This is a genomic window from Humibacter sp., from assembly GCF_035547335.1.
Taxonomy (GTDB): domain Bacteria; phylum Actinomycetota; class Actinomycetes; order Actinomycetales; family Microbacteriaceae; genus Humibacter.
Genome location: NZ_DASZVF010000006.1, coordinates 1 through 11,141, shown reverse-complemented (window position 1 = coordinate 11,141; position 11,141 = coordinate 1). Strand labels below are relative to the sequence as shown.

General features: G+C 69.7%; 12 protein-coding genes. 6 read left to right on the top strand and 6 right to left on the bottom strand.

The genetic code is table 11. The features are described from left to right. The 3 genes from VHB92_RS01490 to VHB92_RS01480 all read left to right on the top strand — a co-directional run. Nucleotides 1–819: helicase-related protein (locus VHB92_RS01490; RefSeq protein ID WP_325450658.1), on the top strand; the 819-nt coding region annotated here is incomplete at its 5' end. Between the two features lie 7 nt (nt 820–826). Beyond that, entirely contained in the window at nt 827–1,429 is a 603-nt protein-coding gene (locus VHB92_RS01485; protein WP_325450656.1) for a class I SAM-dependent methyltransferase, read from the top strand. Nucleotides 1,430–1,481: 52 nt separating this feature from the next. After that, on the top strand, nt 1,482–1,865 hold the full coding sequence (locus tag VHB92_RS01480) for a hypothetical protein (RefSeq protein ID WP_325450654.1): 384 nt from the start codon (nt 1,482–1,484) through the stop codon (nt 1,863–1,865). A gap of 177 nt (nt 1,866–2,042) precedes the next feature. On the opposite strand, the gene VHB92_RS01475 is transcribed toward VHB92_RS01480, so the two are convergent. The 4 genes from VHB92_RS01475 to VHB92_RS01460 form a co-directional block, all read right to left on the bottom strand. Continuing rightward, a complete protein-coding gene (locus tag VHB92_RS01475; protein WP_325450652.1) occupies nt 2,043–2,627 on the bottom strand; it encodes a CoA-binding protein in 585 nt (194 codons plus the stop codon). Beyond that, nucleotides 2,627–3,919, bottom strand: coding sequence for an O-acetylhomoserine aminocarboxypropyltransferase/cysteine synthase family protein (locus tag VHB92_RS01470; RefSeq protein WP_325450650.1), 1,293 nt, complete (start codon nt 3,917–3,919; stop codon nt 2,627–2,629). The genes VHB92_RS01475 and VHB92_RS01470 overlap by 1 nt, the downstream gene beginning before the upstream one ends. 190 nt (nt 3,920–4,109) lie before the next feature. After that, on the bottom strand, nt 4,110–5,675 hold the full coding sequence (locus tag VHB92_RS01465) for a S53 family peptidase (RefSeq protein ID WP_325450648.1): 1,566 nt from the start codon (nt 5,673–5,675) through the stop codon (nt 4,110–4,112). A gap of 141 nt (nt 5,676–5,816) precedes the next feature. Then, entirely contained in the window at nt 5,817–7,460 is a 1,644-nt protein-coding gene (locus VHB92_RS01460) for a dolichyl-phosphate-mannose--protein mannosyltransferase (RefSeq protein WP_325450646.1), read from the bottom strand. Nucleotides 7,461–7,493: 33 nt separating this feature from the next. Here VHB92_RS01460 and rsmI point away from each other — a divergent pair, with 33 nt between their 5' ends. Continuing rightward, nucleotides 7,494–8,309 (top strand): 16S rRNA (cytidine(1402)-2'-O)-methyltransferase, encoded by an 816-nt coding sequence (gene rsmI / locus VHB92_RS01455; protein WP_325450660.1) that lies wholly within the window; start codon nt 7,494–7,496, stop codon nt 8,307–8,309. A 257-nt stretch (nt 8,310–8,566) separates the two neighbouring features. Continuing rightward, nucleotides 8,567–9,622 (top strand): hypothetical protein, encoded by a 1,056-nt coding sequence (locus VHB92_RS01450; protein WP_325450644.1) that lies wholly within the window; start codon nt 8,567–8,569, stop codon nt 9,620–9,622. On the opposite strand, the gene VHB92_RS01445 is transcribed toward VHB92_RS01450, so the two are convergent. Continuing rightward, nucleotides 9,611–10,147 carry a DUF488 domain-containing protein gene (locus VHB92_RS01445; RefSeq protein WP_325450643.1) on the bottom strand — a complete coding sequence of 179 codons (537 nt, stop codon included), beginning with the start codon at nt 10,145–10,147 and terminating at the stop codon, nt 9,611–9,613. The genes VHB92_RS01450 and VHB92_RS01445 overlap by 12 nt on opposite strands. Beyond that, on the bottom strand, nt 10,144–10,359 hold the full coding sequence (locus tag VHB92_RS01440; protein ID WP_325450642.1) for a DUF2945 domain-containing protein: 216 nt from the start codon (nt 10,357–10,359) through the stop codon (nt 10,144–10,146). Before VHB92_RS01440 ends, VHB92_RS01445 begins: the two co-directional genes overlap by 4 nt. A 210-nt stretch (nt 10,360–10,569) precedes the next feature. Here VHB92_RS01440 and VHB92_RS01435 point away from each other — a divergent pair. Beyond that, nucleotides 10,570–11,141, top strand: a 572-nt coding sequence (locus tag VHB92_RS01435; protein ID WP_325450641.1) for an acyl-CoA dehydrogenase family protein, incomplete at its 3' end; no start/stop codon positions are given.

The window sequence follows — 11,141 nt, the reverse complement described above, 5'->3', positions numbered from 1 at the left end:
CAGGTGAAAGACCTCGAGAAGCCGGGCCTGCTGTACGTCGCCACGCGCAAGTCCACGGAGAGATACCGGGACGCGCTGCAGGAGGCGCGCATCCGTGCCGACCGGTATCACGGTGCGATGCCCGCGCGGGAACGTGAGACGGTGCACGAGCGATTCCTGGCGGACGAGTCGCAGGTCGTGGTCGCCACGAGCGCCTTCGGCATGGGCATCGACAAGCCGGATGTGCGTTTCGTCGTGCACGCCGACACCCCCGATTCGATCGACACGTACTACCAGGAGATCGGCAGGGCCGGTCGCGACGGACTGCCGGCGGCGGCCACGCTGCACTATCGGGAGGCGGACCTCGGCATCCAGAAGTACTTCGCGGGCTCGCCGGACGCCGAAGACGACGACGAGCAAGCGGCGCAGAGGCGCATCGAGCGCTCGCGCGTGGAGATGCTGCGTGCCTACGCGGAGACTCGCGGATGCCGCAGGCAGCACCTGCTCGCCTATTTCGGTGAGGTGCTCCCCGAGCCGTGCGTCAACTGCGACAACTGCCGCTCCGGCATCGCGTATGAGGTGGCACAGGAGGAGGCGCCGGCGGAGGATGCCGCCGATGGCGACGGACTCGCGGTCGGCGCGGAGGTGGAGCACGTCGAATGGGGTCGCGGAACCATCATGGAGCGCACGGAGGAGACGCTGACGGCGTTCTTCGAGGAGAGCGGCTACCGGACGCTGTCGCTCGAGATCGTGCGGGAGAAGGACCTGCTGCTCGTCGTCGGCCAGACGGGCGACAGCGCCGAACCTGTCGCGCAGGGCGCCGACGAGCTGACGGCGTGATGGCGTGATGGACTGGTCCGACTTCTACGCAGACCAGGCGGGTCGCGCCGTGCGACCGACGTTCGCCGCCGCCCTGGTGCGCTGGCGCGACGCGCGCGGCCCCGCGACCGGTCAGGCGATCGACCTGGGCTGCGGCGACGGCGTCGAGTCCAGGGCGCTCGTCGCCGCCGGATGGCGGGTGCTCGCGATCGACGCCGACGCCCGGGTGGTGGAGCGGGTGACCGACGGCGTGCCGGATGCCGATCGCGCGCGGCTCACGGTGCGCCGGGCGAGCTTCGAGGAGCTGGCATCCTTCGACGGCGAGGCGCTTCCCGCCACCGATCTCGTCTACGCCGGGTTCTCGCTGCCGTTCTGTTCGGGCGACGTGTTCGAGATGCTGTGGGCGCGCATCCGGCAGTGCCTGCTGCCCGGTGGACTGTTCGCCGGGCAGCTGTTCGGACCGCACGACGACTTCGCGGCCTGGCCGGATGTGAACACGCACGATCGCGCCGACGTGGAACGCCTGCTGCACGGGCTCACGGTTCTGCAGCTCGACGAAGAGGACAGGGACGGCAGATCGTTCGCCGGCCCCAAGCACTGGCACGTGTTCCACATCATCGCGTCGGCGTGACATCGCTCGATGGGGCTGTCGCCGCCGGCAACGTCGCGGCTAGGGTCGGAGGATGCCCGTGCCCACCGACTGGATAGAACACCGCCGCCACGACCGCGAGCTCGTCGGGTGGATCCGGCCGGAGGGCGAGGCGTTCGTCGTGGTCGATCTGCTCGGGCGCGAGCGAACGGATGCCGTCGACTGGCTGACCGCGGAGGAGACGCTGGACGAGCTCGGCATCGGCTACCTCGCCGACCCGTACGAGCTCCTCCTGCCCGACGGTCGCCGGCTGCGGGTGCGCATCACCGAGGTGTCGCCCGAGCAGATCAGGGTGAAGCGCGACGACTGGGGTGCGATCGACATCCCGCTCCTGGAGTACACGCTGCCGTTCCCGATGCCGCCGGAACTGCGCGTGCTCGACCCGAGTGCGCCGATCGTGCTCGACGCGCTCGGCTGACGGCGACGTCGCGGCGCTCGCCGCACCGTCCCCATTCGACGACGGGTCCGGTCGTTGCCGACCGGTCCGCTTATCCGCGTCAGGTTCCGGACCGCTCGGCAGGATGTGGACCCGTCGACGTCTCACGAGGACCCGTCGACGTGCCAGCGCGTCGCCGCGTGGACGGCGGCCCGGGCGTCAGCGCACGGTCTTGCGCGAGGAGATGACGCCGGTGTCGAAGCCCAGCAGGTGCAGGCCGCCGTGGAAGCGGGCGTGCTCGATCTTGATGCACCGGTCCATGACCACGGTGAGGCCCTTCTCCTCGCCGTAGTAGGCGGCATCCTCGTTCCAGATGCCGAGCTGCACCCAGATCGTGGGAGCCCCGATGGCGACGACCTCGTCGATCACCTGCGGGATGTCGCTGCCCCGGCGGAACACGTCGACGATGTCGGGCACCTCGGGAAGGTCGGCCAGCGACTTGTACGCCGGCTGGCCGAGGATCGTGTCCGCGTTCGGATTCACGAAGTACACCCGGTAGTCGCTGGATTGCAGCAGATACGTGCCCACGAAGTAGCTCGACCGTGCCGGGTTGGGGGATGCCCCGACGATCGCCACGGACTTCGCGCTGCGTAGCAGCTTCAGCCGCTGCTTGGCATCCGGCCCGACCCAGGTGCGCTGGGACTTGAGCAGCTTCGCCAGGGGGGAATCCGCGGGCAGTTCGCAGCTGAGCCCGTTGGCCAGCTGCACCAGCGTCTCGTCGTGCGTGTCGGTGATGATGCTCATCACGCCTCCTTCGTGGCTGCGGCCAGCGCCTGGTCGAGATCGTAGATGATGTCGTCAGCGTCCTCGATGCCGACGGACAGCCGCACGGAGCCGGGGAGCACGCCGGCATCGAGGAGCTGCTGCTCGGTCAGCTGAGCGTGCGTGGTCGACGCCGGATGGATGATGAGCGTCTTCGCGTCGCCGATGTTCGCCAGGTGGCTGGCCAGGTTCACCGACTCGATGAGCTTCTGCCCGACGGCGCGGCCGCCCTCGACCTCGAACGTGAACACGGACCCGGGGCCGAGCGGCAGATACTTCGCCGCCCGGTCGTGGTGCGGATGCGACGCGAGGCCCGCCCAGTGCACCGCCTCGATGCGCGGGTCGGCCTCGAGCCACTCCGCGACCGCGCGCGCGTTGTCGACGTGCGCCTGCATGCGGAACGGCAGCGTCTCGACGCCCTGCGCGAGCAGGAAAGCGGAGTGCGGTGCGAGCACCGGGCCGATGTCGCGCAACTGCTCGGCGCGCAGCCGTGTGAGGAACGCGTACTCGCCGAAGTTGCCCGACCACTGCAAGCCGCCGTAGGTGGAGACCGGCTGCGAGAAGAGCGGGAAGCGCTCCGAATGCCAGTCGAACCGTCCGGACTCGACGACGATGCCGCCGAGCGTGGTGCCGTGCCCGCCGAGGAACTTCGTCGCCGAGTGCACGACGACGTCGGCGCCCCATTCGATGGGACGGTTGAGATACGGCGTCGCGATGGTGGAGTCGATGATGAGCGGGACGGCGGCCGCGTGGGCGGCATCCGCGAGGCCTTCGATGTCGGCGATCTCGCCCGACGGGTTCGCGATGGTCTCGGCGAACACGAGCTTGGTCTTGTCGGTGATCGCGGCGGCGTAGTCGGCAGGGTCCGAGCTCTGGATGAACGTGGTCTCGACACCGAAGCGGCGCAGGGTCACGTCGAGCTGTGTGATCGACCCGCCGTACAGGTTCGCGGAGGCGACGATGTGGTCGCCCGCGCCCGCCAGCGACGCGAACGTCACATACTGCGCAGAGAGACCGGATGCCGTGGCCACGGCTCCGAGACCGCCCTCGAGGCTGGCGACGCGCTCCTCGAAGCTGGCGACCGTGGGGTTGGCCAGGCGCGAGTAGATGTTGCCGTACTTCTGCAGCGCGAAGCGGGCGGCGGCATCCGCCGTGTCGTCGAAGACGAACGCACTCGTCTGGTAGATGGGGAGCGCGCGGGCTCCGGTCACCGGGTCGGGGATGTTGCCGGCATGGATCGCACGCGTGCGAAAGCCGAATTCGCGGTCAGCCACCACGCCACGCTACGCGAGCGGTACGGCGCGACCGGTCGCGGACGTAACACGGCGTCAAGGACGCCGTGGGTTGAGCCTGGGTGCCGCGGGTTGAGCTTATCGAAACCCCGTTGGGGTGGTCGCGGCTGGTTTCGACACTCAACCAGCGGTGCAGGCTCAACCAGCGGTGCAGTCAAGCCGCGGTACAGGCTCAGCCGGCGCTCTTCAGCGCCTGCAGCAGCGCGGTGCCGTCGGGAACGCCGAGGCCCGTGCAGGCATCCCACCCCGTTCGCGCCGAGAAGGCGCCGTTGCTGCCCTTCACGATGTCGCGGAACCCTGGCGCCGTCGCTGTGGGGGTAGCGGCCGGGTACAGCTTGAGTGACAGCAGTCCGAGCCGCGAACCGGTTCCCTGCACGAGGCGCGCGGTGAGACCGGCCCACAACGGCGCGACGGCGCTCGTGCCGCCGATCACGGTGTCCGTCCCGTCCACCCGCACCTTGTAGCCGGTCTGCGGGTCCGCATCGCCTGCGACATCGGGCACGCCCCTGCCCTGATACCCGCCCGCCGTCGCAGGCACGCCGACATGCTCCTGCCACGACGGCGTGGGGAAGGCGTCGCTCACGCCGCCGCCCGTCGCTCCCTTGCCCGCGCCGTGATTCCACACCACCTCCGACGTCACGCTGCCGGTCGTCGCGTTCGCGTTCAGGCTCGTTCCGCCGCACGCCAGGATGTGCGGACTGGATGCCGGGAAGTCGACGTGCGGCTTGCCGTCGTTCACCCGGTCGGAGCTTCCGTCGTCACCCGCAGCCGCGGTGACGGTGACGCCGAGGCCCGCTGCATCCACGAGCGCGTCATCGAAGGCCGCGCGCGCCTGCGCGGTCCACGCGTCCTCGCTCTCGCCCCAGCTGATGCTGATCGCGTCGGGCGTCGGCTCGGCATGCGCGGCGCGCGTGACGGCATCCACGAATCCGGCGTCGGTGTTGGGCGCGAAGTAGACGACGATGTCGGCTTTCGGCGCGACGGCGCCGATCACCTCGATGTCGAGCAGCACCTCGCCGTCCGCGCCGTTCGGGTCCCCGCCCGGCTGGTTGGTCGCGCCGTCGACGCCGACCGCCGTCACGTTGGGCGTGGCCAGGCCGAGTCCGGAGAAGTACGCGTCGAGGTCGGCCTGGTCGAAGCCTCCGCCCAGCTCGACGATCGCGACGGTGCGCCCGGAGCCGTCCGTGCCTTCGGGGAACCGGTAGACCTCGCCGACCTGGTCGGGGGAGTAGCTCACGGCCGCCGCCGCCGCGGGCACGGCGACGAAGTGCGCCGTCGCCTGCGGGCGGTCGTCCAGGCCGAGCACGGCGACCACCCGGTCGCGCATCGGCTCGGGGACGGTCAGCGCGCCCGTGCGCTGCCGGAACCGCACGGTCTCGCCCGCCCGAGGCTCGTGCGTCGCGGTCTCCAGCGTGGTGCCGAAGAGCTGCTGCACCACGCTCGCCTTCGCCCTGATCCGGATGAGCCGCTCGCCCGCGTCGACCGACACCACCTCAGCACCCGCCGCCTCCGCCTCCTTGACGACGGCATCCACGTCGGCGGGGTCTGCGCCGTATCGCTCGACGAACTCGTCGCGGGGAAGCGGGTTGGCGAGCACCTCGTCGGGAACCGGCTGCCGTCGGCGCAGCACGAGCGTCGCCTCGACCGGTTCGTCGTCGGGGATCGGCGTCGTCGATCCCGCCAGCGGTTCCCGATGGCTGCCGGGTAGTTCGTTCGAGGGAGGCACGTTTTCGCTCATGCCTTACGGACTACCACCCGCCGGTGACATCGAACAGGAGTTGCGTTCTCGCGTTCCGCAGTGCCCAGCCGGCCGTGTTCGCGGCCGGGCCAACCGTGTTCACGGCCGAGACGGCGGTGCTCGCGGCGGGAAGGCTGACGATCAGACCCAGCCGATGGTGCCGATGCCCGTCACCACGTTGGGCAGCCACATGTGGATCTGCCAGTACCAGAACGGGATCTGCATGCCCGTCCACAGCGGGTAGAAGAACACCGTCAGCGCGACGGCGACGATGACGAACACCGCGAGCAGGCTGAGTCCTCGGATACGATGGTACGAGGCATCCGTCGGCCTGCCGACGATGAGTGCGAACACCGCGGCGAGCGCGAGGTACGCGTAGGGCGCGAACGCGATCGAGTAGAACGTGAAGATCGTGCGGCCGGCGTACAGCATCCAGGGGAGGTACCCGGCGGCGAGAGCAGTCAGGATGAGGCCGTATCGCCAGTCCCGGTACCGGATCAGGCGGTAGACGAGGTAGATCACGGCCGCCGCTCCCGCCCACCAGATGATCGGGTTGCCGAGCTCGGTGATGGCGGAGGAGCATCCGTCTGGCGACGTGCATCCGTCGACGCCGTATTTCGTGCCGACGTAGTACATGCTCGTCGGCCGCAGCATGAGCAGCCAGGTGAGCGGGTTCGACTGGTACGGGTGCGGCGTGTGCAGGTTGATCGAGTAGCCGTACATCTCGGACTGGTAGTGCCACAGGTTCTGCGCCCAGTCCGGCACCCACGACAGGATGCCCGTCCACTTCGCGTCGGCCGTCGTCTGCACCCAGTCGCGGTAGTACCCGCCGGGGTTCAGCAGCCAGCCCGCCCAGGTGCCCACGTAGGTCGCGAAGGTGAGCGGCACGAGCAGCACGAACGACACGATGCCGCCCTTGAGGATGCCGCCCTCTGCCCAGAACGGAACGCCGGCCCTGCGCCTCGCGAGCACGCCCACCACGACGAGGTACACGGCGAAGAACGCCAGGAAGTAGAACCCCGACCACTTGACGCCGGCATCCAGCCCGAGCAAGATGCCCGCCACCAGCAGCCACGGACGCCACCACAGCCACGGCCCCCAGCCGAGCGGCCGGCCGGCATCCGCGTTCCTGCGCACCCAGTCGGCCAACCGCTTCTCCTGCCACGATCGGTCGAGCAGCACGCAGCCGAACGCGAGCAGCGCGAGGAACATCACCGAGTTGTCCAGGATGGCGACCCTGCTCATCACTATCGCGTTGCCGTCGATCGCCATGATGAACCCGGCGAGCGCCGCGATGAGGGTGGAGCGGAACATCCGCTTCGCGATGAGCATGAGCACGACGACGGCCAGGATGCCGATCACGGCCGTCGAGATGCGCCAGCCGACGCTGTTCTGGGCGCCGAACACCGCGAGCCCCGCGGCGATCAGCCACTTGCCGAACGGCGGATGCGCCACGAACTCCGGGTCGCTCGTGTACGCGTCGACGTCGCCGTCCGCGAACCGCGGGTCGATGTTCGACGGCCACGCAGCCTCCCAGCCCTTGTGCATCAGCGTCCAGGCATCCTTCACGTAGAAGGTCTCGTCGAACACGAGCGCGTGCGGGTCGCCGAGCGCCCACAACCGGGTCACCGCTGCAATCAGCGTGACGAGCGCAGGCAGTCCCCAGCTGTACCAGCGCAGCTTCGCCGGCGTGTCGATGGTGCGTGCGAACCACCTGTCCAGTCCCGAGCCGGTCGGCTCAGCGGTCGCCGCTCGATGGCCTGGCGTGGAGGGGGCGGCAGTCACGACCGCAATGCTATGGCTGGTATGACTGGACACGTGATCATCCTCGCGGGGACGCCTATCGGCAATCTGGGCGACGCATCCAGGCGGCTGGTCGAGGCGCTCGAGCAGGCGCAGATCGTCGCGGCGGAAGACACCAGGGTGGCGCAGCGGCTGATGCAGGGACTCGGCGTGCAGAACCGTCCAAAGCTCGTGGCGCTGCACGACCACAACGAGCGCGAACGCTCGGCTGAGCTCGTCGAGCAGGCCCGCGACACGAACGTGCTCGTGCTGTCGGATGCCGGCATGCCGACGGTCTCGGATCCCGGGTACCACCTCGTGGTCGCGGCGATCGCGGCCGGTGTGCCCGTCACGTCGCTGCCAGGGCCGAGCGCTGTGCTCACGGCGCTCGCCGTCTCCGGGCTGCCGACCGACCGCTTCACGTTCGAGGGGTTCCTGCCGCGCAAGACGGGGGAGCGGGCATCCGCTCTCGCAGCGCTCGCCGACGAGCCGCGCACGATGGTGTTCTTCGAGTCGCCGAACCGTCTCGCCGAGTCCTTGCGCGCCATGGCGCACGCGTTCGGCGCATCCCGGTCCGTCGTCGTCTGCCGCGAGCTGACAAAGCTCTACGAGGAGGTGCGCCGCGGCACGGCCCAGGAGCTCGCGGAGTGGGCCGATGGCGGCGTGCGCGGCGAGATCGTCATCGTCGTCGCCGGAGCACCGGCGCGCACCGTTGATCTCGGCACCGCCGTGCAGGAGGTGCTGCTGCTCACGGCGACCGAGAGCCTGAAGGATGCCGCGGCATCCGTCGCCTCCGCCACCGGCCTCTCCCGGCGCACGCTCTACGAGGCGGCGCTCCGCGCCCGCCGCTGACCCGCCTCCCGGCTGCCGTCCCTGACCCACCCCGTGGCTCCCCGCCCGCTGACCCACCTCCCGGACCCCGCGCCGGCGACGGGTCCGCTTGCTGTCGGCGGGTCCCGTTGCGCGCGCGCGGAAGCGGACCGCTCGGCAGCAAACGGACCGCTCGGCGGCCAGGGCGCTGACGCCCGGCCGAGCCGAGCCAGCCCGAGCCGAGCCGAGCCGACCGGACCGGTCCGCCGTAGACTCCTGGGGTCGAAATGGAGCGAGAGATGGGCACGACACAACCGCAGGGCGCCCTGCTGGTCGGCAGTGTGAACTACGACGATGCCGAGACCACCATGCGCACGGCCGCCGAGCTGATGGGTCCGCTGCTCAAGCGCATCCCCGACGGAGAGCCGGGCAAGCGTTTCCACTGGATCATGTTCCAGCCCGACGTGCTCGGGCAGGCCGAGGGCATCGAGCGGGTCGGCGACCATCCCATTCCGCTGCGCATGCTGGATGCCCGCCCGCTGCGCGTCGCGGACGGCGTGGATCCGGCGACGATCCGGTTTCCGCCGCTCGGCTACGCGGAGGCGGCCGCCGAGTCGTACGCGATCTTCCGCAGGCTCCGTGACGACGGCATGATCGCGCCAGGCACCCGGTTCCAGGTGTCGCTTCCGACCCCGCTCGCCGTCGTCGGCGCGTACTTCCCCGAGGAGCAGCGCGCGGCGATCGAGCCGGTGTACCGGCAGGCGATGTACGACGAGCTCGATCAGATCCTGGATGCGATCCCGCACGACGACCTCGCCATCCAGTGGGACAACGCCGTGGAGTTCGGGATCATCGAGGGCGTGGCCCCGCGCGGTGGCCGTGAAGCTTCGTGGTGGGGAGACGACGTCTGGGCCGGGCTCACGGAGCGATCGGCCGACCAGGCATCCAGGGTTCCTGAAGACGTAGAGGTAGGGTTCCATCTGTGCTACGGCGACGTGGCGGAGAAGCACTTCGTCGAGCCAACGGATGCCGGCAACCTGGTGCGCTACGCCAACATGCTGACGGATGCCGTCACGCGCCCGATCACGTGGATCCACCTCCCGGTTCCCATCGAACGCGACGACGACGCGTACCTCGCGCCGCTCGACGAGCTGCGTCTCGGCGAGGGGACCGAGCTGTACCTGGGACTCGTCCATCGCGAGGACGGCGCGGCGGGTGCCAAGCGGCGGATCGACACGGCCCTGCGGCACGTGCCGACGTTCGGCGTGGCGACGGAGTGCGGGATCGGGCGGGCGCCGGAGGGCTCGACCGACGGCATCCTGCGCACGCACGCCGAGGTCGCGTCAGCCTGGTAGCGGATAGCTCACGACGCCGTCCGGATGCACCAGCGCCCCAGGCGTCAGGGTCGCAGGAGCGACACGACGCCCGGCCATGATGTGCACGACGTCGTCGCCGCGCGCCAGCACATGGTCGGCGATGATGCGGCGGTGGCAACGCCACCACACGGCCTCGGAGCACATCACTGCCGTGGCATGCTGCGCACCCTCCTCACGTAACCGCTCGAGTGCGTGAGCGAACTCCGACCCCAATGCATGGTCGGCGTAGTTGTGGAAGCTCCGATTGCGCCACAGCGCATTGATGTCGGGCGGAACCGTCTTCGACATCGGCCGGCGTCCGCCGAGGGCCGGTTCATGGCGGTACCGGATGCCCGCCTGCTCCAGCGACGGGGTGAGCGCATCCGCGTCGAACTGCGGGTTGCTGCGGGAGCCGGGCAGCTTGCGAACATCGACGAGTGAGACGACCCCGGCGGCCGTGAGCAGGTCGAGGAAGGCCTCGATCGTGCGGTCGGAGTGCCCGACGGTGAAGAGCGGGCCGCTCACGGCGCCGCCGGACGGAGGGCGGCCCCCTTGTGTGCTGCGACGTGATCCGTGGTGTCGCTCGCGATCTCGTGCTGCGGATCGGCTTCCGTCGCCCGGTGCGTGTGGCCCTTGTAGTCGAAGTCGGTGGTGTGCACGGCGATGACGGTGCCGCTGACCTCGCAGGCCTCGGAGTTCCAGCTGACGTGGTCGCCCACCTGGAAGCGGTTCTGCATCTCGACCCCGATCGGTGGTGCGGCTCGTTCGCCGCCTCGATGCCTCTGTGCGGCGGATGACATCGCATGCGCGGCATGACCATTGTGCCTCGCCGTTCGCAGCGCGGCCGTTCGCGGCGTCCACCACGCGAACGCGTGGCCTGGTCCCACGGTGCGACGCTGTGCCTAGCATGAGTAGCGCGTGCAGTGGCTTCAAGGGGGAGGCAACACATGCGCACAGAGGCGAAGCCGGGAATGGGCACAGAGGCGAAGCCGGGAGCGAACGGACATTCGGCGCCCAGACCGGCCGAGGTCGACGAGAGGGCGGCCCGGGAGACGGCTGAAGCCGCGCGGGAGACGGAATGGGTGCGGCCGAGCTTCGCCAAGGGTCTCTTTCTCGGCGACTTCGACCTGTCTCTGATCCACCCGCATCCTCGTGGGGATGAACACGATGTCGCTCGCGGTGAGGAGTTCCTCGCGCGGCTGCGCGAAGTGTGCGTGACGTTCGACGGCGCGCGCATCGAGCGGGAAGCGCGCATCCCCGACGAGTACATCGCGTCTCTGGCCGAGCTGGGCGTGTTCGGCATGAAGATCCCCGAGCAGTACGGCGGCCTCGGACTCACGCTGCTCTATTACGGGCGCGCGCTCATGCTCATCGGGTCGGTGCATCCCAGCATCGGTGCCCTCGTCTCCGCCCATCAGTCCATCGGTGTGCCTGAACCGGTGAAGCTGTTCGGCACGGCCGAGCAGAAGCAGCGGTACCTGCCGCGGTGCGCCGCCGGCGCGATCTCGGCATTCCTGCT

Bases quoted from the DNA above. Each gene is read 5' to 3' on its own strand.
- VHB92_RS01480 (WP_325450654.1), top strand. From the start codon at position 1,482: ATGCCCGTGCCCACCGACTGGATAGAACACCGCCGCCACGACCGCGAG.
- VHB92_RS01475 (WP_325450652.1), bottom strand. From the start codon at position 2,627: ATGAGCATCATCACCGACACGCACGACGAGACGCTGGTGCAGCTGGCC.
- VHB92_RS01485 (WP_325450656.1), top strand. From the start codon at position 827: ATGGACTGGTCCGACTTCTACGCAGACCAGGCGGGTCGCGCCGTGCGA.
- VHB92_RS01465 (WP_325450648.1), bottom strand. From the start codon at position 5,675: ATGAGCGAAAACGTGCCTCCCTCGAACGAACTACCCGGCAGCCATCGG.
- VHB92_RS01450 (WP_325450644.1), top strand. From the start codon at position 8,567: ATGGGCACGACACAACCGCAGGGCGCCCTGCTGGTCGGCAGTGTGAAC.
- VHB92_RS01440 (WP_325450642.1), bottom strand. From the start codon at position 10,359: ATGCAGAACCGCTTCCAGGTGGGCGACCACGTCAGCTGGAACTCCGAG.